Origin of the sequence: Streptomyces sp. YIM 121038, from assembly GCF_006088715.1 — a bacterium.
Lineage (GTDB): Bacteria > Actinomycetota > Actinomycetes > Streptomycetales > Streptomycetaceae > Streptomyces.
This window is the reverse complement of sequence record NZ_CP030771.1, coordinates 4,099,725-4,120,031: the sequence shown is the minus strand read 5'-3', so window position 1 is coordinate 4,120,031 and position 20,307 is coordinate 4,099,725. Positions and strand designations below refer to the sequence as shown.

Sequence of the window (20,307 nt, the reverse complement as noted above, 5' to 3'; positions counted from 1 at the left end):
CACCCGGCGTTGCGGCCCGGAGTGGCTGCTCAAGAGGGGTTGACAACGACTCGCGGCACCGGCTGGTTCCCCTGAGGTGTCATGACCTCCGTCACGTGGGCGGCGAAGTGTAGCAGAGGCCCCACCCATCCTTGTGAAGGGGCGCACGAGCGACCCCCTCCGAGGGGGTGGATACTCAATGGCATGAGCACCACGGAGCGTCCCAGGATCCTCGTAGTAGGCGGTGGGTACGTAGGCCTGTACGCAGCTCGTCGCATTCTCAAGAAGATGCGCTACGGCGAGGCGACCGTCACGGTCGTCGACCCGCGCTCGTACATGACGTACCAGCCCTTCCTCCCCGAAGCCGCCGCCGGCAGCATCTCGCCGAGGCACGTCGTCGTCCCGCTGCGACGCGTGCTGCCCAAGGCCGAGGTACTGACCGGTCGGGTCACGACCATCGACCAGGACCGCAAGGTCGCCACGATCGCGCCGCTCGTCGGCGAGGCGTACGAGCTGCCGTTCGACTACCTGGTCATCGCCATGGGCGCGGTCTCCCGCACCTTCCCGATCCCCGGCCTCGCCGAGCAGGGCATCGGCATGAAGGGCATCGAGGAGGCCATCGGTCTGCGCAACCACGTGCTCGAGCAGCTGGACAAGGCCGACTCCACGACCGACGAGGAGGTCCGCCGCAAGGCGCTGACCTTCGTCTTCGTCGGCGGTGGCTTCGCCGGTGCCGAGACCATCGGCGAGGTCGAGGACATGGCCCGCGACGCGGCCAAGTACTACAACACCGTGTCCCGCGACGACATGCGCTTCGTCCTGGTCGACGCGGCCGACAAGATCCTGCCGGAGGTCGGCCCGAAGCTCGGCCAGTACGGCAAGGAGCACCTGGAGAGCCGCGGGGTCGAGGTCTACCTCTCCACCTCCATGGACTCCTGCGTCGACGGCCACGTCGTGCTGAAGAACGGCCTCGAGGTCGACTCCAACACGATCGTCTGGACCGCCGGTGTGAAGCCGAACCCGGCGCTCGCCCGCTTCGGCCTCCCGCTCGGCCCGCGCGGCCACGTCGACACCCAGACGACCCTCCAGGTCCAGGGCACCGACTACATCTGGGCCGCGGGCGACAACGCCCAGGTCCCGGACCTCGTCGGCCGCAAGGCGGGCAACGAGAACGCCTGGTGCCCGCCGAACGCCCAGCACGCCCTGCGCCAGGCCAAGGTCCTCGGCGACAACGTGGTCTCCGGCATGCGGGGCTTCCCGCAGAAGGAGTACAGCCACGCCAACAAGGGCGCGGTCGCGGGTCTCGGCCTGCACAAGGGCGTCGCGATGATCGTCATGGGCAAGATGAAGATCAAGCTCAAGGGCCGTCTCGCCTGGTACATGCACCGTGGCTACCACGGCATGGCGATGCCGACGTTCAACCGCAAGATCCGCGTCTTCGCGGACTGGACCCTCGGCATGTTCCTCAAGCGCGAGGTCGTCTCCCTCGGTGCGATGGAGACCCCGCGCGAGGAGTTCTACGAGGCCGCCAAGCCCGCGCCCAAGCCGGCCGCCGCCGCTCCGGTCGAGGAGAAGGCCAAGGCCTCTTAAGGCCCGGCGCACGTCGTATCAAGACCCGAAGGGCCCCCGCTATCCGTGGAGCGGGGGCCCTTCGGGTTTTTCGCGTCCCGGTGGGAAGAACGGGAAGGAGCGCTTCCCGTTGGCCGATTTTCATGCCCCGTACATGTATTTTGCCGATTCGTGACGCCGTGACGGGACTGCGCGGACGTGCCGCTGGTGTTTACGTGGAGTCGAACCGTTCCGGGGTACCCCATTGCGGAGGTGTGTGCCATGCAGGACGCCGCTTCGCGGCTGAAGGACATCGCCGAACAGATGCTGGGAGCCCGGCTCCCCGTTCGGATCCGCGCCTGGGACGGTTCGGAGGAGGGCCCGCCGGGGGCGCCCGTCCTCGTCGTACGCCATCGGCGCGCCCTGCGCAGGCTGCTGTGGAAGCCCGGGGAGCTGGGGCTCGCCCGGGCCTGGGTGGCCGGGGACCTCGACGTCGAGGGCGACCTCTACCAAGCCCTCGACCTGCTCGCCGAGTTCATCTGGGAGCGCGACGACGACGCCCCCACGCTGCGGCAGTCGCTGCGCGACCCGCGGGTGCGCGCCGCCGTCCGCTCGCTGCTCGCGCTCGCCGCGCCGTTCGTGCCGCCGCCCGTGCCGCGCGAGGAGATGCGCAAGCAGGGCAGGCTGCACCGGCACACCAAGGGCAGCGACAGACAGGCCATCAGCCACCACTACGACGTCGGCAACGACTTCTACGAGCTGGTCCTCGGCCCCTCCATGGTCTACTCCTGCGCCTACTTCGAGGAGCCCGGGAGCACCCTGGAGGACGCCCAGCGCGACAAGCTCGAACTGATCTGCCGCAAGCTCGGCCTGAAGCCCGGCATGCGCCTCCTCGACGTCGGCTGCGGCTGGGGCTCCATGGCCATCCACGCCGCCCGCGAGCACGGCGTGCACGTCGTCGGCGTCACGCTCTCCCGCGAGCAGGCCGCGTACGCCCGCAAGCGCATCGCGGAGGAGGGCCTGACCGACCGCGTCGAGATCCGCGTCCAGGACTACCGCGACGTGCGCGACGGCCCGTACGACGCGATCTCGTCCATCGGCATGGCCGAACACGTCGGCTCCGACCGCTATCTGGACTACGCGCGCGACCTCCACACCCTCCTCAAGCCCGGCGGGAGGCTGCTCAACCACCAGATCGCGCGCCGCCCCCTGGGCGACGAGGCGGCGTACTCCGTCGACGAGTTCATCGACGCCTACGTCTTCCCCGACGGCGAACTGGCCCCGCTCGGCACCACCGTGGGCCTCCTGGAGCGCGCGGGCTTCGAGGTCCGCGACGTGGAGTCCATCCGCGAGCACTACGCCCACACCCTGCGCCGCTGGGTCGCCAACCTGGAGGCCGACTGGAAGCGGGGCCAGCGCCTGACGACGCCGGGCCGCGCCCGCATCTGGCGCCTGTACATGGCCGCGTCGGCCCTGGCCTTCGAGCGCAACCGCATCGGGGTCAACCAGGTCCTCGCGGTCAGGACCCCGGAGGACGGCAGATCGGGCCTGCCGTTGCGGGCTCGTGACTGGCGCCCCGAAGGGGCGCGGGGAACTGCGCGACAAGCCACGACGGACCCGCAGACGGAGCACTGAAAAGGCAGACGGAGCACTGAAAAAAAGGGGGGCCCGGGTGCTGGTGCACCCGGGCCCCCGCTCAGCCCGACGTCAGTCGGACTTGATGGCCTGCAGCGGGTTCAGCCGCGCGGCGCTCCGCGCGGGCCACACCGCCGCGAGCACGCCCACCACCGCCGCGATGGCGAGGAAGAGCAGGATCCGCCCGGCGGGGATCTCCATGGTGTACGTCTTCACCGAGCCGGAGATGCTGTCGCCCGCGACCCAGCCGAGGAACAGGCCGAGGCCGACGCCGAGCACCGCGCCGAACAGGGAGATCACGACGGACTCCAGGCGCACCATCTGCTTGATCTTCGCGCGGTCGAGGCCGATCGCACGGAGCATGCCGATCTCGTGCTTCCGCTCGAAGACGGACATCGCGAGGGTGTTGATCACGCCGAGGACCGCGACCAGGATCGCCATGGCGAGCAGGCCGTACAGCATGTTGAGGATCAGGTTGATGGCGCCGCCGATCTCGTTGCTGATGTCGTCCTTGTCCTGGATCTTGATGGCGGGGTTGTCGCCGAGGGCCTTGACGACGGCGTCCTCCGACGCGTCGCTCACGCCGTCCTTCATCTTCAGCAGGACCTGCTGGTCGGCGATCTTGTTGAGGTGCGGGTCGACCACGGCCGTCGGCGTGAACAGGCCGTCGAGCATCTCGTTCGACTGGTACACGCCCGCGACCGTCAGACGGACGGTCTTGTGGTCGTCGAACTTCACCGGGACGGTGTCGCCCGCCTTCAGGCCCTTCTTCTTCGCGGTGCCGTCGTCGACGAGCACGCTGCCGCCCTTGAAGCCGGCGGCGGAGCCGCTGGTGTAGTCGAGGGAGACCAGCTTGCCGAAGGACTTCGGGTCCACACCCGTGATGCGCGTGGACGTGCCGTCGGCCTCGCCCCAGGTGGAGCGCAGCGGGCTGGACGCCTCGACGTCCGGCAGCTTGGCCAGGTCGGCGCGGACCTTGGGGCTCAGCGGCTGGTAGTTGGCCATCGAGACGGTGTAGTCGGCCTTCAGGGAGTCGGCGGCCATCTTGTTGATGGCGCTGCCCAGCGAGGTCGCGATGACCGTCATCGCCGTGATGAGGGTCAGGCCGATCATCAGGGCCGAGGCCGTGGAGGCGGTGCGGCGCGGGTTGCGCACCGAGTTGAGGCGGGCCAGCTTGCCGGTGACGCCGAACGGCTTGAGCAGCGGTCCCGCGGCGGCGATGAACGGGCGGGAGAGCAGCGGCGTGAGGACGATGACGCCGACGAGGATCGTCGCGGCGCCCCCGGACTTCACGTAGTTGTCGTTCATGAACAGCATGACCACGCCGAGCGCGACGATGACCGAGCCGATGGTGTTGCGGATGACCAGGCCGCGCGTGGTGGGCGAGGCGTGGACGCTGTTCATGGCGGCGACCGGCGGGATCTTCGCGGCCCGGCGGCCGGGCAGCCACGCGGCCAGCATCGTCACGACGACGCCGATGAGCAGCGCGACCACGATCGTCGTGGGCCCGACGACCAGGGGCCCGTCGGGCAGCGAGGCGCCGCCCGCGTTCATCAGGGACTCCAGGCCCACGGCCACGCCGATGCCGAGCGCGAAGCCCGCGACGGCGGCGACCAGGCCGACGATGAACGCCTCGATCAGGACCGAGCGCGTGACCTGGCGGCGCGAGGCGCCGACGGCCCGCATCAGGGCCAGTTCCTTGGTGCGCTGGGCGACCAGCATGGTGAAGGTGTTGGCGATGATGAAGATGCCGACGAACAGCGCGATCCCGGCGAAGATCAGCAGCACCTGGCTCATGGCGCTGGTGTTCTGCTCGATCATCCGGTCCTGCTCGTCCTTGAGCGAGGCCCCGGTCTCCGCCTCGGTGTCCTTCGGCAGGAGCTTCTCGACGGCGCTCTTCAGGGCGGTCTCGCTGGTGCCCGCGGCGGCCTTCACGTCGATCTCGTCGTACTCGGACTTGCCGAGGACCTTGCGCGCGGTGTCGTTGTCGAAGACGACGAGGCTGCCGCCCGCGACGACGCTGCCGTCGTCGGTGTCGAAGATGCCGGAGATCTTCGCGGTCTTCACGGGGCCGTCGGTGGAGTAGCGGACGGTGTCGCCGACCTCGTATCCGGCGCGGTCGGCGGTACGGCTGTCCAGGGCGATGTCGGCCCCGGACTTCGGGGCGCGGCCCTCGGCGAAGTCGTAGCGCGGGTCCTTGCCGTCCTTGCCGGGGTAGTAGTTGGCGCCGGTGGTGCCCCACTCGCCGCCGACGAGCTTGCCGTCCTTGTCGGCGACGGCGGTGAAGCCGGAGTACGCGCCGATCGCGGACTCCGCGCCGGGCAGCTCCTTGGCCTTGCCGAGCAGGGCGTCGGTGAGCCGGGGGGTCTGCTTGGCCTCCTGGCCGTCGTTGTCGTGGGAGCCGCCGTCGGGGCGGACGGCGACGGAGACGTGGTCGAAGCTCTTCGCCGACTTGTTCTTGTAGGCGGAGCCGAAGGTGTCGGTGAAGACCAGCGTGCCGGAGACGAACGCGACGCCGAGCATGACGGCGAGCACGGTCATCAAGAGCCGGGCCTTGTGCGCGAGCACGTTGCGCAGGGCAGTACGGAACATGGGTGTGAGTCCTGGTGAGGGCGGGCCTGGGGGCGGGAGCGCCCCCTAGGGGCGCGGGGAACTGCGCGACCAGCCACATGCGGCCCGCAGAAAGAGAACTGACCGACGAAGCGCTAGCTCACGCGGCCCTTCGCATCGAAGTCCTTCATGCGGTCGAGCACGCGCTCGGCGGAGGGCTGGTGCATCTCGTCGACGATCCGCCCGTCCGCGAGGAAGATCACGCGGTCCGCGTACGACGCGGCCACCGGGTCGTGGGTGACCATGACGACGGTCTGCCCCAGCTCGCGCACGGAGTTGCGGAGGAAGCCGAGGACCTCGGCGCCGGAGCGCGAGTCGAGGTTTCCGGTCGGCTCGTCACCGAAGATGATCTCGGGCTGGGAGGCGAGCGCGCGGGCCACGGCGACGCGCTGCTGCTGACCGCCGGAGAGCTCGGTGGGCCGGTGGGAGAGGCGCCCGGCCAGGCCCACCATGGAGATCACCTGCTCCAGCCACTGCTTGTTGACCTTGCGGCCCGCGATGTCCATGGGGAGCGTGATGTTCTCCAGGGCGGTCAGCGTCGGCAGCAGGTTGAACGCCTGGAAGATGAAGCCGATCTTGTCCCGGCGGAGCTTGGTGAGCTGCTTGTCCTTCAGCGTCGACAGCTCGGTCTCGCCGATGCGCACCGAGCCGGAGCTGAAGCTGTCCAGACCGGCCACGCAGTGCATCAGGGTGGACTTGCCGGAGCCCGAGGGGCCCATGATCGCGGTGAACTGGCCCTGTCCGAAGTCGACGGAGACCCGGTCGAGCGCGACCACCTGGGTCTCGCCCTGGCCGTACACCTTGGACAGATCCGTGGCGCGCGCGGCCACGGCGGTGGCGTGGGCGGCGAAGGGAGTGGTGGTGGTCACGGGGCGGTGCTCCTGTCGGGACGACGTGTCGGGGGGACTCCATCCATCGTCCTGTCCCAGGAGGGCCCCGTAGTCAGCCGCTGCTCCCGGTTCCGGGGGCGACTGCGGTCGGACCCGGGGCGTTCATGTCATACCTGGGGATGACGGGCACCCCTGAGACGCGGGGACCGGGGAACGGCCGGTCCGGCCCCGTGCACACGACCGGGGGAACCCGGGGGACACGACCGGGGGAAGCGCCCGGGGCACTGGCCGGCCGGTGGTGTGCGCGGGGGCGGCGCACAACGGAGCGCGGCCCTCGCGGGGGCGGGCGGGGAACGCATGCCGCACGGGGCACGGAGAGGGCTAAATTCCGTCAATTCCCTCGTGTGCGCGGCCCTTGGCCGGTGAGGCCCGGGGCAAGTACCACCGGCGCGTACCAGGTGCTGATGCACCCTCAGGCGTCAATAAAATAAGACAACGTCGGGCTGCCGTTCCGCTATTCGGGGGATGCCTCCCGATAGGGTCGAAGCCTTGATGCGGAGCCTACGGCCTGCCCGGGTGGTGGAATGCAGACACGGCGAGCTTAAACCTCGCTGCCCTTCATGGGCGTACCGGTTCAAGTCCGGTTCCGGGCACCTCCGCCACCTTCAGCAGCCCGTCCTGACCTGGGGCGTCCCGCATCCAACACCCTTGCTGACGTTTCGTCAACTGCGGTCGGGGGATGCGCTCTTGAGCACCGCGCACGGGGCTCCGGCAGGCCCCGTTGACACCCGGCGCGGGTGGGCCGGAGACTCCCCGGATGCGGACGCAGGTGGGGATCATCGGGGCGGGCCCCGCGGGACTCGTGCTGGCCCGGCTCCTGCACGGCGCGGGCATCGCGACCACCGTCATCGAGGCCCGCGACCGGGCCTACGTGGAGGGCCGCCAACGAGCCGGAATCCTGGAGCACGGCACCGCCGAGGTGCTGCGCGCGGCGGGCGCGGGCGAGCGCATGGACCGCGAAGGGGCACGGCACGACGGCATCGAGCTCCGCTTCGACCGCCGCAGACACCGCGTCGACTTCCCCTCGCTCACCGGCGGCAGGTCCGTGCGGGTCTACGCGCAGACCGAGGTGTGCAAGGACCTCATCGCCCTGCGGCTCCGGGACGGCGGCCCGCTGCTCTTCGGCGCCGAGGCGCTCGCCGTGGAGGGCGCGGACACCGACCGGCCGCGCGTCCGCTACCGCCACGAGGGCCGCGAGCGGACCCTGGAGTGCGACTACGTCGCCGGGTGCGACGGCTTCTGGGGCGTGGCCCGCGCCGCCGTACCGGCCGCGGTGGCGCGCACCTACGAGCGCGCGTACCCCTTCGCCTGGCTCGGGGTCCTCGCCGCCGCGCCGCCCTCGCACCACGAGCTGGTCTACGCCCGCCACGACCGCGGCTTCGCCCTGCTCAGCCACCGCTCGCCCGCCGTCTCCCGGCTCTACCTCCAGGTGCCCGCGGACACCGACCCCGCCGCCTGGAGCGACACGGAGATCTGGGACGAGCTGGAGCGCCGCTGCGAGACCGACGACGGCTGGCGGCTCGCGCGCGGTCCCCTCAGCGCGAAGTCCGTCACGCCCCTGCGCTCCTACGTGCACGAGCCGATGCGCCACGGACGGCTCTTCCTCGCCGGGGACGCCGCGCACATCGTGCCGCCCACCGGCGCCAAGGGCCTCAACCTCGCCGTCGGCGACGTCGCCACCCTCGCCCGCGCCCTCGTCGCGCACGCGCGCACCGGCGACCCCGCGCTCCTGGACGCGTACTCCGCGACCTGTCTGCGGCGCGTCTGGCAGGCCGAGCGGTTCTCGAACGCGCTGACGGCCCTGCTGCACCGCCACCCGGACGCCACTCCCTTCGACGACCGCATCCAGCTCGCCCAGCTCGACCGCGTCGCCACCTCGCGCGCGGCCCGCGCGGACCTCGCCGAGGCCTATACGGGCCGCCCCCTGGACGGCGTACTGTGACCGACACCACCCGATAGGGGGGTCGCGGGCGGGCCGGGAACAGCACGCCCGGTCCCGCGCGTTCTCCGGGCGAAGAGTGGGGATTTCGAGAGGGATCCCCCGCCACCTGGCGGGAAAGATCCTCCCCAAGCACTAGGCACATCCTTTTGCCTACGCATTACTCTTGAACCAAAGCCACGCACGGTGGCCATGGAGGAGTGAGATGAGGAGCAGCAACCCGGTCTTCTCGCGACGGGGGTTCAGCCGCGACAACGGCTATGCGGGCTTCAACGCGCAGCCGCAGGCCGGGGGCCCCGCAGTCGCGACCCAGGGCAATCCGTACGCCCCGGGCAACCCGCAAGCGGGCCAGCAGGCCCCCACCAACCCGTACGCGGCGAACCCGTACGGCCAGCAGGACCTCCAGGGCGCCCCGCCGCACGCCCCGGTGACCACCCGCATGACGATGGACGACGTCGTCATGCGCACCGCCACCACGCTCGGTGTCCTCGTCGTGACGGCCGCGCTCGCCTGGGCGCTGCTCCCCGTCGACGACGCGAACATCAGCAAGTCGTACGGCATCGCGATCGGCGCCGGCCTCGTGGCGATGGTCCTGGGCTTCGTCCAGGCCTTCAAGCGCAAGGCGTCCCCGCCGCTGATCCTGGCGTACGCCGCCCTGGAAGGCGTCTTCCTCGGCGTCGTCTCCAGCGTCGTCGACAACCGCATCGCGAGCGGCGCGGCCATGCAGGCCGTGCTCGGCACGATGGCCGTCTTCCTCGCCGTCCTGGTGGCGTACAAGGCGGGCTGGATCCGCGTCAACCGCCGCTTCTACGGCTTCGTGATGGCCGCGGCCCTCGGCTTCGTCCTCCTGATGGCGGTGAACCTGCTGTTCTCCGTCTTCGGCGGCGGCGACGGCCTGGGCTTCCGCAGCGGTGGCCTCGGCATCATGTTCGGCATCATCGGCGTGCTGCTCGGCGCGTGCTTCCTGGCCCTGGACTTCAAGCAGGTCGAGGACGGCATCGCGTACGGCGCCCCGCGCGAGGAGGCCTGGCTCGCCGCCTTCGGCCTCACGATGACGCTGGTCTGGATCTACATGGAGTTCCTGCGCCTGATCGCGATCCTGCAAGGGAACGACTGAGCATCGCCGACGCGCCGGTGACCCCACCGGCCGGTCGGTGACACAGCGGCCGAAGGGCCCGCGGACCACGGTCCGCGGGCCCTTCGTCGTGTCGTGGTGGGGATCGGAATCGGGGGAACGGGGGGGAACGGCGGAACTACTACGGGTGCCGGTCAGCCCAGGTTGCGCGCGGCACGCCTGAGGTCGTACTCGTGGATGATCGCCTTGGCGTGACCGTAGGCCAGATTGTGCTCGCCGCGGAGCCAGCTGACCTTCTCCTCGAAGCGGAAGAGGGAAGGGCCCTCGTCGACGGTGCGCAGCCAGTCGGAGACTTCACGACCGGTGCAGTGGGGGATACGAGCGAGCAGATTCCGGTGGGTCTCCGCGGAGAAGACTTGGGACATCGGCGCCTCCGGACGCGTTCGATGTGGTCCGTCCTTCACGCCACCGTGCCTGAGCGTTCGGACATTGGCAACAGTCCCGGCTCGGCGCATAGGGTCGCGGTGTGTTCGATACGACGCCTTTGATCGCCGCCGTGGACCGGTTCGCCGACCGGCTGCGGGCCGCGCCCCAGTCCCGTCTGCAGCGCGGCGCGGCCGCCGAAGCCCTGGCACTCGCCCGAGAGTTGGCGGTGCGGGCCCAGCTCAACGAGGCGCCGGAGGCCGAGCCCCGGCTGATGCCGGACGCCGGGATGTTCGCGGCCGCCGACCAGATCACCGTGGCGGGCCGTGACCTGGCGGTCGTCCTGCGGGACGAGGGGGAGCTGACGGAGGCGGTACGTCTGGTGGAGGAGGCGCTGGCGCGGGCCGGGGTGTGACCGCGGCCGGGGGTCGGCGGGCCGCGGCCCGTTCCTCAGACCGAGGCGATGACGCGGTCCGCCAGGATGTAGACGTTCTCCGTACCACAGGCGAACGTCAGTGCGTACGCGCCCGAGACGCCGGAGCCGCCGAGCAGGACCGGGGCCCGGCCGTCGCGCAGGGCCGCGGCGAGCAGCTCCGCGGTCTCGCGGTGGCCGGGGGTCATGCACAGCGTCGTGCCGTCCGCGAAGACGTACACGTCGAGGGTGCCGAGCGGCCCCGGGCGGACGTCGGCGAGGGCGGTGCGGGCGTCGGCGAGCTCCTCCAGGCAGGCCACCGTGCGCTCGTGGTCGGTGTAGGCGGGGGACTGCACCGGGACGAAGTCGGGGTGCGAGGGGTGGCGGCGGCGGGCCGCGGCCAGCTCCGCGGAGTCGCCCGCGAACTCGTCGGGGTCGGCGAAGGGCTCCACGACCGGTTCGAGACTGTCCGATTCCAGACCCGCCAGATCGGCCTGGCGCGGCAGGAACAGCTCGTCCGCGATGCTCTCCGGAAGACCGCCGAGCAGCGAGGGGGCGTCCGCGATGTCACGGGCCTCCTGCGCGGCCCAGAACGCGCGCGCCTCGGCCAGCTCCCGCTCCCGCTCCTCGGCGAGGGCGTCGGCGACCGCGGCGCGTATCTCGTCGGTGTCCACCGTGGTGCGGGCGGCCGGCACCGTGGCCCGGCCACCGGCCGCGGCGTGGCTCTCGGAGAGCTCGGTGCGCAGGTCGGTGATCTGCTGCCGCAGGCCCCGCACGGTGTGCAGGGACGCGGCGCCCACGGCCGTGGCGGCGGCCGCGGAGAGCAGCAAGGCAAGACTCATGGCGCTCACTGACGTACTCCCGGTTTCAAGTCGACCCCCGACTTACTACATCAGCTTGAAGCCTGCACCATCCCCCTGTCAGTGCATTACGTCACGAATTGGACAGGACTTTCGGCCCGGTGTTTATCAGTGGATCCGCGCTGACCTGGGCAGATGAATCTCCCCCAGGAGATTGGTCACATCCTGGGGGAGATTGGGTCACGAATGTGTGGAGGGGGCGGAGGTGCCGCCGTTTCCCGGTGGGTGAGACGGGCGGCCCCGGGCGCGGGTCCGGCGCGTCAGCTGAGGCGCTCGATCACCATGGCCATGCCCTGGCCGCCGCCGACGCACATGGTCTCCAGGCCGAACTGCTTGTCGTGGAACTGGAGGCTGTTGATCAGCGTGCCGGTGATGCGGGCGCCGGTCATGCCGAAGGGGTGGCCCACGGCGATCGCGCCGCCGTTGACGTTCAGCTTGTCGAGGGGGATGTCCAGGTCGCGGTAGGAGGGGATGACCTGGGCGGCGAAGGCCTCGTTGATCTCGACGAGGTCGATGTCGGAGATCGTGAGCCCGGCCCGCCGCAGGGCCTGCTTGCTGGCCTCGACCGGGCCGAGGCCCATGATCTCGGGGGAGAGCGCGGAGACGCCGGTCGACACGATCCGGGCCAGCGGGGTCAGGCCGAGCTCGCGGGCCTTGGTGTCGGACATGATCACGAGGGCGGCGGCGCCGTCGTTCAGCGGGCAGCAGTTGCCCGCCGTGACGAGCCCGTCCGGGCGGAAGACCGGCTTGAGGCCCGCGACGCCCTCCATGGTGACGCCCGCGCGCGGGCCGTCGTCCTTGGCGACGACCGTGCCGTCGGGCAGCGTCACCGGGGTGATCTCGCGCTGCCAGAAGCCGTTCTTGAGGGCCTCCTCGGCGAGGTTCTGGGACCGTACGCCGAACTCGTCCATGTCCTGGCGGGTGACGCCCTTGAGCCGGGCGAGGTTCTCCGCGGTCTGGCCCATCGCGATGTACGCGTCCGGCACGAGGCCGTCCTCGCGGGGGTCGTGCCAGTCGGTGTCCGTCTGCTGGGCGCGCTCGGCGGTGCGGGCCTCGGCGTCGGCGAAGAGCGGGTTGTGGGTGTCGGGCTGGCCGTCGCTGCTGCCCTTGACGCTGCGGGACACCATCTCCACGCCCGCCGAGACGAAGACGTCGCCCTCGCCCGCCTTGATGGCGTGCAGGGCCATGCGGGACGTCTGGAGGGACGAGGAACAGTAGCGGGTGATGGTGCAGCCCGGCAGGTGGTCCATGCCCATCTGCACGGCCACGATCCGGCCGAGGTTGTGGCCCTGCTCGCCGCCGGGCAGACCGCAGCCCAGCATGAGGTCGTCGATGTCCCTGGGGTCGAGCGCGGGGATCTTGTCGAGGGCGGCCCGGACGATCGTGGCCGTCAGGTCGTCGGGGCGGAGCTCCTTGAGCGAGCCCTTGAAGGCACGGCCGATGGGGGAGCGGGCGGCGGAGACGATCACGGCTTCGGGCATCACGGGGCTCCAGGGGGTAACGGGGAGGGCTTAAGGGGAAGTTACCCGCCCGTATGGTGAGGGTCACGGGGCCCGGACTGTGACGCGGGCCGCATTTCTAAGCGAGCGCTCAGCGTGGCGCCCCGAAAGGGGCGCGGGACTGTGCCCCTGTGCGGCTCCGCCGCGTGGGCGCGATCAGCCACCAAGGGTCCGCAGGCGCCCGACGGCCCTGTCGCGGCATATTCCAGCGAGCGCAGCCGAGCAGGCGCGGAGCGCGGCGCGGCGGCCGGGTTGCCCGCCGTCAGGCGATCGGCGTCGGGTCCGGCGTCTGGATCCGGCGGCGGCGCCTGCGCTTGAGGAGGGCGAAGGGGCCGCGTGGGCCGGAGGGCATTGCTCCGGTCACTTCCGTGCCGCCTTCGGAGGCGGCCCGCGCGGCCGCCCGGGCCACCGGCAGGAAGCCCTCGCGCCGCGACACGTCGGGGCGCTCCTCCTCCGGCCACAGGCCGAGCGCCGCGCAGAGCGTGGGCAGGACCGCCATCGCCGCCGTGGCGTACCCCTCCGCGGACGGGTGGTAGTTGTCGGGGCCGAACAGTTCGCGGGGGTTCGCGGCGAACTCCGGGCCGAGCAGGTCGCCGAGCGACACCGTGCGGCCGCCCTGCTCGACCACGCCGATCGTCTGCGCGGCGGCCAGCTGCCGCGACACCCGGCGGGCCAGCCACCGCAGCGGCTGGTAGACGGGCTCGATCGTGCCGAGGTCGGGACACGTGCCGACGACCACCTCGGCGCCCGCGGTACGCAGTCTGCGCACCGCCGACGCGAGCAGCCGCACCGACCGCGTCGGCGGCATCCGGTGCGTCACGTCGTTGGCCCCGATCATCAGGACGCACACGTCGGGCAGCCAGCCCGTCTCGTCGGACAGGACCAGCGTCACCTGCCGGTCGAGGTCGTCGGACTGCGCCCCGGCCTTGGCCACGACCCGCAGGTCCACCGGCCGCTCGGCCACCGCGGCGAGCCCGGACGCCAGCAGCGCGGCGGGCGTCTGCCGGGCCCGGTGCACGCCGAGGCCCGCGGCCGTGGAGTCCCCGAGCATCGCGAACCGCAGCGGCTCCCCGCACGCGGCCCGCGCCGCGAAGGCCGCCCCGTACCGTCCGTCGGCCCGCGGCGGCGTCCCGTGTCCGCCGTTGCCCACGGACCGCTTGGCCAGCTGCACCTCGGCGAGGACGATCCCGACCGTGGCCGCGCCGAGCAGCCCGATGCCTCCGCCGCCGTACGCCGCGCCCGCGGCGATGCGCCGCGCCACCCTCGCCCTCGACATCCCCGCTGTCACCTCTGCCAGGTCCCTGTGGAGCCGTTCGTCCCTTACATCCACTCATTGCCCCGTCGGGACGGTCGGCCAATCGTGAGAGGAGGTGACTCGGGCAGATGGCCCCGTAGTCTGACGGTTACCGAAAACCGAAATACGAACACCTCGTGCGAGCAGCCATGCCCTCACGACGTCGCGCCCCGGATACCCGGCCGGATACACGGAGACAACGTGCAATTCCACGACTCGATGACCAGCCTCGTCGGCAACACCCCGCTGGTCAGGCTCAACAACGTGACGCAGGGCCTGAAGGCCACCGTCCTCGCCAAGGTCGAGTACTTCAACCCGGGCGGCTCCGTGAAGGACCGCATCGCCCTGCGCATGATCGAGGCGGCCGAGGCCGGCGGCGAGCTCCGCCCCGGCGGCACCATCGTCGAGCCGACCAGCGGCAACACCGGTGTCGGCCTGGCGATCGTGGCCCAGCAGAAGGGCTACAAGTGCGTCTTCGTGTGCCCGGACAAGGTGAGCACCGACAAGATCAACGTGCTGCGTGCCTACGGTGCCGAGGTGGTCGTCTGCCCGACCGCCGTCGACCCCGAGCACCCGGACTCGTACTACAACGTCTCCGACCGCCTGGTCCGTGAGATCCCGGACGCCTGGAAGCCGGACCAGTACTCCAACCCGAACAACCCCCTGTCGCACTACCACTCCACCGGGCCCGAGCTGTGGGAGCAGACGGAGGGGAAGATCACCCACTTCGTGGCGGGCATCGGCACCGGCGGCACGATCTCCGGCACCGGCGGGTACCTGAAGGAGGTCTCCGGCGGCAAGGTCAGGATCGTCGGCGCGGACCCCGAGGGTTCCGTGTACTCCGGCGGCTCCGGGCGGCCGTACCTGGTCGAGGGCGTCGGTGAGGACTTCTGGCCGACGGCCTACGACCGCAACGTCACCGACGAGATCATCGCCGTGTCCGACAAGGACTCCTTCCAGATGACGCGGCGCCTCGCCAAGGAGGAGGGCCTCCTGGTGGGCGGCTCCTGCGGCATGGCCGTCGTCGCTGCGCTGCGCGCGGCGGAGGGCCTCGGCCCCGACGACGTCGTGGTCGTCCTGCTGCCCGACAGCGGCCGCGGCTACATGAGCAAGATCTTCAGCGACGAGTGGATGAACGACTACGGCTTCCTGGAGGAGGCCGGTGACCAGCCGCGCGTCGGCGACGTCCTGCGCCGCAAGGAGGGCGGCGAGCTGCCCTCGCTCGTCCACATGCACCCGGAGGAGACGGTCGGCGAGGCGATCGAGGTCCTGCGCGAGTACGGGGTCTCGCAGATGCCCATCGTGAAGCCGGGCGCCGGGCACCCCGACGTCATGGCCGCGGAGGTCATCGGCTCGGTGGTGGAGCGCGAGCTGCTCGACGCGCTGTTCGCGCAGCGGGCGTCGCTGCACGACCCGCTGGAGAAGCACATGTCCGACCCGCTGCCGCAGGTCGGCTCCGGTGAGCCGGTCGGGGACCTGATGTCCGTGCTCGGCACGGCGGACGCGGCCATCGTCCTCGTCGAGGGCAAGCCCACGGGCGTCGTGAGCCGCCAGGACCTCCTGGCCTTCCTCGCGGAGCAGCAGGGCAGCTAGGCCCGGACTTCGCGGAACCGGTACGCACGCGACACGTCCGCGCAGCACCCCCTTAACACGGGTCGGGCACCGTAGGGGGTGTCGGCGTCAGGACTTCCGGAGCGGCTCCCGGACCTCCAGCGGCGCCCGGACGCGAGCGCTCGGCCCTGACCTGCGCGCCCGTCCCCGCGGGGACCGCCGTCGTCCCGCCCTCCGGCGCTGCCGGGGGTGCGGCGGTCCCCGCGCTATGCGCGGGCGCTGTTTCCGGGCCCCTGCCCGTTCGCCGGCTCGCCCTGTCGTCGGGCGCCCTCACTGCACCGCGCTACCGCGCTTGTCCTCAAACGCCGGACGGGCTGGAGGCTTGCGGACGGGCTGGGGGCTTCGGCTGGGGTCAGTCTTCCCAGTCGGGCTTGCGGGGGGAGCGGCGGAGGAAGGGGAGGAGGCCCGTGCCGCGCGCGGCGTGGACCGCGTTGACGCCGACGATGCCGAACCACGTCACGAAGAGGCCGGACAGCCCCGCGTTCACCACGCCGATCGCCGAGAGGGGGATCGCGAGGATGAGCGAGACGATGCCGAAGCCGAAGCGCTCGCCCCAGGAGTCGACTCCGCTGGCGGGGTTGCGGGCGCTACGGGCCATGATCATCTGCTGTTCGGCCAGGTGACGGCGCATCTGCCGGTCGATCGTCCCGTCCAGGCGCTTCTCGACCTTTTCGAGGAACGAGTCGACGAGCGCGGACTCGTACTCCTCGCCGAGGTCCTTGCGCGCGTGCAAGGCGGCGTCGAGTTCCTTCTTGAGTTCGGCGTCACGTGTGGCTTCCATACCCCTTACGGTACGCAGCCCGCGGCCCCCGGACAGTGGGGCTAACCCCCCATTCCGTCCTGGGCGAGGCCCCCGTCCGCCGGCGCGTGGTCCGGGTCGCGCCGGGCGAGCAGCCAGTACAGGAGGGCCGGGACCACGAGCCCCACGATCCAGGAGACGTCGGCGCCGCCGAGGGAGTCCACCAGCGGCCCGGTGTAGAAGTGCGTGACGAGGAACGGGAGTTGGGCCAGGAGGCCGACCCCGTAGACGGCGAGCGCGTCCCAGCGCCAGGCGCCGTACCGGCCGTGCGGGTCGAACAGGGCCGGGATGTCGTACCGCTCCTTGGAGATCAGGTAGTAGTCGACCAGGTTGATCGCGGACCACGGGGTGAAGAACGTCAGCAGGAACAGCAGGAAGTCCTTGAAGGACGTCAGGAAGCTGTCCTTGCCGAGGAGCGCCACCGCGGTGCCCGCGACCATGATCAGACCGATGTACGCGGCCCGCCCGCGCGGCGAGAGCGTCTTCCGGCCGCGGAAGCCGCCGATGCCGGTGACCATCGACATGAAGCCGCCGTACGTGTTGAGCACGTTGATGGTCAGCTTGCCGAGCGCGATCACGAAGTACAGGAGCGAGGCCACGAGGCCGGTCCCGCCGAGCCCCACGACGTACTCGACCTGGTGGTCCATGAACGCCCCGCCCGCGCCGGCCGCCACCAGCACGCCGAACGTCATGGACCACTGGGAGCCGAGCGCCGAGCCGGACAGGGTCCACCAGAACGTGGCGCGGGCCGACGTCGTGCGCGGCAGATAGCGCGAGTAGTCCGCGACGTACGGGCCGAACGCCAGCTGCCACGACGCCGAGAGCGACACCGCGAGCAGGAAGACCGGCAGGTCGAAGCGGGCGTCCGCGAGCAGGTCCGCGAGGTCGACGCGGTCCAGGAGGCGGATGCCGAGGTAGACGAAGGCGAGCGCGCAGACCACGCTCGCGATCCGGCCGAGGACGTGGATCACGCGGTAGCCGACCGTGGCCGTCACCGCCGTGACCACCGCGAAGAGGACGATCCCGGTGGTGTCGCCGGTGTGCGTCAGCTCGGCGGTGGCCTGCCCGGCGAGCACGCTGCCGCTGGCGAAGAAGCCGACGTACATCAGGATCACGAGGAGCAGCGGCACGACGGCGCCGCGCACCCCGAACTGGGCCCGGGACTGGATCATCTGGGGCAGCCCGAGCCGGGGGCCCTGCGCGGAGTGCAGGGCCATGACGGCGCCGCCGAGCACGTTGCCGAGGGCGAGGCCCACGATCGACCACACCACGTCGCCGCCGAAGACGACGGCGAGCGCGCCCGTGACGACCGCCGTGATCTGGAGGTTCGCGCCGAGCCAGAGCGTGAACTGGCTGACCGGGCTGCCGTGCCGCTCGGCGTCCGGTACGACGTCGATGGAGCGCTGCTCCACCAGGGACTTGGGTGACTCCGTCATGGTGCGCCGGTCCTCGCCTCGCCGGACTGTATATGGTCATGCAGAGTTCTGGTTTGCTGAATACTTTGTCAATGGTCGGGTGGCGACAGGAGCGGGAGCGGCGTGAGGAGTCCGGCATGAGTGACAGTCCAGCGGCACGGCTTCAGGCGCTCTTCGAGGGGCACCGGCTCACGCCGACGCAGCGCCGCATCGCCCACTGCATGGTGCGGCGCGCCGCCGACGCGCCCTTCCTGTCCAGCGTCGAGCTGGCCGAACTCGCGGGTGTCAGCCAGCCGTCCGTGACCCGCTTCGCGGTCGCGCTCGGCTTCGACGGCTACCCGGCGCTGCGGCGCCACCTGCGCGACGTGGCCCCCGCGGAGGCGCCGGAGGACGCCGCGGCGAACGAGTACCAGCAGGCCGTCGAGGCGGAGATCGAGAACCTGCGCCACCTCGCGGCCGTCCTCGCCGACCCCGCGCCCGTCGAACGCGCGGGCCGCCTCCTGGCCGCTTCCCGCCCGCTGCCGGTCCTCGGCCTGCGGGCCGCCGCCTCCCAGGCCTACGGCTTCTCGTACTTCGCCGCGAAGGTCCACCCCGACGTGCGGCTGCTCGACGAGGGCGGCTCCATGCTCACCGACCGCCTGGACGCGGCCGTGCGCGCCGGGGCCGACGCCCTGCTCTGCTTCGCGCTGCCCCGGCACCCGCGCGAGGTCGTGGACGCCCTCGCCCACGCCCGGGCCGCGGGCCTGACCGTCGTCACCGTCGCCGACTCCGCCTTCGCGCCCGTGGCCGCGCACTCCGACCTGCTGCTGCCCGCCGCCGTCGGCACCGGCCTCGCCTTCGACACGGCCTGCGCCCCCATGCTGCTCGGCCGGGCGCTCCTGGAGGCCATGTGCGACGCGCTGCCCGACGCGCAGGCGCGCCTGGAGGAGTTCGACGTGGGGGCGGCCGAGCGCGGCCTCTTCGTCGAGTGACGCCCCGTCAGGCGACGCGGGCGCCGCGCCGCCACACCGCCGAGACCAGCGGTACGCCCGGCCGGTAGGCCAGGTGGACGTGGCTCGGCGCGTCCAGGAGCGCCAGGTCGGCGCGGGCGCCGGGGGAGAGGCGGCCGACGTCCGTGCGGCGCAGCGCCGCGGCGCCGCCCGCCGTGGCCGCCCACACCGCCTCGTCGGGGGTCATCCCCATGTCCCGTACGGCGAGCGCGACGCAGAACGGCACGGACGAGGTGAACGACGAGCCCGGGTTGCAGTCCGTCGACAGGGCCACCGTCGCGCCCGCGTCGAGCAGCCGCCGGGCGTCGGGCCACTCGGCGCGCGTGGAGAACTCCGCGCCCGGCAGCAGCGTGGCCACCGTGTCGCTGTGGGCGAGGGCGTCCACGTCGGCGTCCGTCAGATGCGTGCAGTGGTCGGCGCTCGCGGCGTCGAGCTCCACGGCCAGCTGGACGCCCGGGCCGTAGCTGAGCTGGTTGGCGTGCACGCGCGGGTGCAGCCCCTTCGCCTTCCCCGCGGTCAGGATCGCCCGCGCCTGGTCGCCGTCGAAGGCGCCCTTCTCGCAGAACACGTCGATCCAGCGGGCGTGCGGGGCGCAGGCGTCCAGCATCTCGCCCGTCACCAGGGCCACGTACGCCGCCGGGTCGCCGGCGTGGTCCGGCGACACGATGTGGGCGCCGAGGAAGGTGACCTCGTCCGTGTGGCGCGCCGCGATGCGCAGGGCGCGGGCCTCGTCCTCGGTCGTCAGGCCGTAGCCCGACTTCGTCTCGAACGTCGTGGTGCCCTGGCGCAGGGCCTCGGCGAGGTAGCGGGCGAGGTTCGCCTCCAGGGCCTCGTCCGACGCGGCGCGGGTCGCCGCCACGGTTGTGCGGATGCCGCCCGCCTCGTAGGGGCGGCCCTCCATGCGGGCGTTGAACTCCTGGGTGCGGTCGCCCGCGAAGAGGAGGTGGGAGTGGGAGTCCACGAAGCCGGGCAGGGCCGCGCGGCCCTGGGCGTCGTACGCCTCGTCCGCCGCCGGGGCCTCGGCGCTCGGGCCCACCCAGGCGACCTCCTCGCCGTCCAGGACGACGGCGGCGTCCTCGATGAGCCCGAGCGGGCCCCGGCCCAGGGCAGGGTCGTTGGTGACGAGGCTGCCGATGTTGCGGATGACGGTGGTGGTCATGGGGGTCCTGTTCGTGGGTGGGTGCGGGTGGTCCCTCGCGGTGCGCCCCAGGCCCGCCCCTTCCCGCTCCGGGGGCTCCGCCCCCGTACCCCCGGTCCTCAAACGCCGGACGGGCTGAAAGATCCAGCCTCTCCGGCGTTTGAGGAGCGGGGTCTGGGGCGGAGCCCCAG

General features: G+C 71.7%; 16 protein-coding genes and 1 tRNA gene. 8 read left to right on the top strand and 9 right to left on the bottom strand.

Going from position 1 to position 20,307, the window contains the following annotated elements; genetic code table 11:
• Window positions 1-183: 183 nt before the first annotated feature.
• Complete coding sequence (locus tag C9F11_RS17170) at window positions 184-1,569, top strand: NAD(P)/FAD-dependent oxidoreductase (protein ID WP_138960122.1); 1,386 nt, start codon at window positions 184-186, stop codon at window positions 1,567-1,569.
• A gap of 240 nt (window positions 1,570-1,809) precedes the next feature.
• Entirely contained in the window at window positions 1,810-3,162 is a 1,353-nt protein-coding gene (locus C9F11_RS17165) for a cyclopropane-fatty-acyl-phospholipid synthase family protein (protein ID WP_138960121.1), read from the top strand.
• Between the two features lie 72 nt (window positions 3,163-3,234).
• Here C9F11_RS17165 and C9F11_RS17160 read toward each other — a convergent pair whose 3' ends face one another.
• Window positions 3,235-5,754 (bottom strand): ABC transporter permease, encoded by a 2,520-nt coding sequence (locus tag C9F11_RS17160; protein WP_138960120.1) that lies wholly within the window; start codon window positions 5,752-5,754, stop codon window positions 3,235-3,237.
• A gap of 113 nt (window positions 5,755-5,867) precedes the next feature.
• A complete protein-coding gene (locus C9F11_RS17155; protein ID WP_138960119.1) occupies window positions 5,868-6,641 on the bottom strand; it encodes an ABC transporter ATP-binding protein in 774 nt (257 codons plus the stop codon).
• A gap of 531 nt (window positions 6,642-7,172) precedes the next feature.
• Here C9F11_RS17155 and C9F11_RS17150 point away from each other — a divergent pair.
• The 3 genes from C9F11_RS17150 to C9F11_RS17140 all read left to right on the top strand — a co-directional run bounded on the left by C9F11_RS17150 (window position 7,173) and on the right by C9F11_RS17140 (window position 9,718).
• Window positions 7,173-7,255 (top strand) — tRNA-Leu (locus C9F11_RS17150).
• Window positions 7,256-7,419: 164 nt separating this feature from the next.
• Window positions 7,420-8,604 (top strand): 4-hydroxybenzoate 3-monooxygenase, encoded by a 1,185-nt coding sequence (locus C9F11_RS17145; protein ID WP_138960118.1) that lies wholly within the window; start codon window positions 7,420-7,422, stop codon window positions 8,602-8,604.
• Between the two features lie 202 nt (window positions 8,605-8,806).
• Window positions 8,807-9,718 (top strand): Bax inhibitor-1/YccA family protein, encoded by a 912-nt coding sequence (locus C9F11_RS17140; RefSeq protein WP_138960117.1) that lies wholly within the window; start codon window positions 8,807-8,809, stop codon window positions 9,716-9,718.
• A gap of 152 nt (window positions 9,719-9,870) precedes the next feature.
• On the opposite strand, the gene C9F11_RS17135 is transcribed toward C9F11_RS17140, so the two are convergent.
• On the bottom strand, window positions 9,871-10,101 hold the full coding sequence (locus C9F11_RS17135; protein ID WP_138960116.1) for a DUF4287 domain-containing protein: 231 nt from the start codon (window positions 10,099-10,101) through the stop codon (window positions 9,871-9,873).
• Window positions 10,102-10,202: 101 nt separating this feature from the next.
• On the opposite strand from C9F11_RS17135, the gene C9F11_RS17130 reads away from it, so the two are divergent.
• Window positions 10,203-10,514 (top strand): hypothetical protein, encoded by a 312-nt coding sequence (locus C9F11_RS17130; RefSeq protein WP_138960115.1) that lies wholly within the window; start codon window positions 10,203-10,205, stop codon window positions 10,512-10,514.
• A gap of 35 nt (window positions 10,515-10,549) precedes the next feature.
• On the opposite strand, the gene C9F11_RS17125 is transcribed toward C9F11_RS17130, so the two are convergent.
• The 3 genes from C9F11_RS17125 to C9F11_RS17115 all read right to left on the bottom strand — a co-directional run bounded on the left by C9F11_RS17125 (window position 10,550) and on the right by C9F11_RS17115 (window position 14,131).
• Entirely contained in the window at window positions 10,550-11,353 is an 804-nt protein-coding gene (locus C9F11_RS17125) for a hypothetical protein (RefSeq protein ID WP_138960114.1), read from the bottom strand.
• Between the two features lie 278 nt (window positions 11,354-11,631).
• On the bottom strand, window positions 11,632-12,852 hold the full coding sequence (locus C9F11_RS17120; protein WP_138960113.1) for an acetyl-CoA C-acetyltransferase: 1,221 nt from the start codon (window positions 12,850-12,852) through the stop codon (window positions 11,632-11,634).
• Between the two features lie 280 nt (window positions 12,853-13,132).
• The gene (locus C9F11_RS17115; protein WP_138966597.1) at window positions 13,133-14,131 is read right to left on the bottom strand and encodes an SGNH/GDSL hydrolase family protein; all 999 of its coding nucleotides are present in this window, start codon (window positions 14,129-14,131) and stop codon (window positions 13,133-13,135) included.
• Between the two features lie 234 nt (window positions 14,132-14,365).
• On the opposite strand from C9F11_RS17115, the gene C9F11_RS17110 reads away from it, so the two are divergent.
• Complete coding sequence (locus C9F11_RS17110; RefSeq protein WP_138960112.1) at window positions 14,366-15,757, top strand: cystathionine beta-synthase; 1,392 nt, start codon at window positions 14,366-14,368, stop codon at window positions 15,755-15,757.
• Between the two features lie 370 nt (window positions 15,758-16,127).
• Here C9F11_RS17110 and C9F11_RS17105 read toward each other — a convergent pair whose 3' ends face one another.
• Both C9F11_RS17105 and C9F11_RS17100 read right to left on the bottom strand, forming a co-directional pair.
• Window positions 16,128-16,556 carry a hypothetical protein gene (locus C9F11_RS17105; RefSeq protein WP_138960111.1) on the bottom strand — a complete coding sequence of 143 codons (429 nt, stop codon included), beginning with the start codon at window positions 16,554-16,556 and terminating at the stop codon, window positions 16,128-16,130.
• Between the two features lie 41 nt (window positions 16,557-16,597).
• Window positions 16,598-18,010: a cytosine permease gene (locus C9F11_RS17100; protein WP_138960110.1), complete on the bottom strand. Its 1,413-nt coding sequence runs from the start codon at window positions 18,008-18,010 to the stop codon at window positions 16,598-16,600.
• Window positions 18,011-18,126: 116 nt separating this feature from the next.
• On the opposite strand from C9F11_RS17100, the gene C9F11_RS17095 reads away from it, so the two are divergent.
• Window positions 18,127-18,960, top strand: a complete 834-nt coding sequence (locus tag C9F11_RS17095) for a MurR/RpiR family transcriptional regulator (RefSeq protein WP_138960109.1) — start codon at window positions 18,127-18,129, stop codon at window positions 18,958-18,960.
• Window positions 18,961-18,967: 7 nt separating this feature from the next.
• On the opposite strand, the gene hutI is transcribed toward C9F11_RS17095, so the two are convergent.
• On the bottom strand, window positions 18,968-20,137 hold the full coding sequence (gene hutI, locus C9F11_RS17090; protein ID WP_138960108.1) for an imidazolonepropionase: 1,170 nt from the start codon (window positions 20,135-20,137) through the stop codon (window positions 18,968-18,970).
• Window positions 20,138-20,307: the final 170 nt, after the last annotated feature.

Excerpts from the sequence above, each read along its gene's own strand:
- C9F11_RS17170 (WP_138960122.1), top strand. The coding sequence starts at position 184 with ATGAGCACCACGGAGCGTCCCAGGATCCTCGTAGTAGGCGGTGGGTAC.
- C9F11_RS17165 (WP_138960121.1), top strand. The coding sequence starts at position 1,810 with ATGCAGGACGCCGCTTCGCGGCTGAAGGACATCGCCGAACAGATGCTG.
- C9F11_RS17160 (WP_138960120.1), bottom strand. The coding sequence starts at position 5,754 with ATGTTCCGTACTGCCCTGCGCAACGTGCTCGCGCACAAGGCCCGGCTC.
- C9F11_RS17145 (WP_138960118.1), top strand. The coding sequence starts at position 7,420 with ATGCGGACGCAGGTGGGGATCATCGGGGCGGGCCCCGCGGGACTCGTG.
- C9F11_RS17140 (WP_138960117.1), top strand. The coding sequence starts at position 8,807 with ATGAGGAGCAGCAACCCGGTCTTCTCGCGACGGGGGTTCAGCCGCGAC.
- C9F11_RS17135 (WP_138960116.1), bottom strand. The coding sequence starts at position 10,101 with ATGTCCCAAGTCTTCTCCGCGGAGACCCACCGGAATCTGCTCGCTCGT.
- C9F11_RS17125 (WP_138960114.1), bottom strand. The coding sequence starts at position 11,353 with ATGAGTCTTGCCTTGCTGCTCTCCGCGGCCGCCGCCACGGCCGTGGGC.
- C9F11_RS17120 (WP_138960113.1), bottom strand. The coding sequence starts at position 12,852 with ATGCCCGAAGCCGTGATCGTCTCCGCCGCCCGCTCCCCCATCGGCCGT.
- C9F11_RS17105 (WP_138960111.1), bottom strand. The coding sequence starts at position 16,556 with ATGGAAGCCACACGTGACGCCGAACTCAAGAAGGAACTCGACGCCGCC.
- C9F11_RS17100 (WP_138960110.1), bottom strand. The coding sequence starts at position 18,010 with ATGACGGAGTCACCCAAGTCCCTGGTGGAGCAGCGCTCCATCGACGTC.
- C9F11_RS17095 (WP_138960109.1), top strand. The coding sequence starts at position 18,127 with ATGAGTGACAGTCCAGCGGCACGGCTTCAGGCGCTCTTCGAGGGGCAC.
- hutI (WP_138960108.1), bottom strand. The coding sequence starts at position 20,137 with ATGACCACCACCGTCATCCGCAACATCGGCAGCCTCGTCACCAACGAC.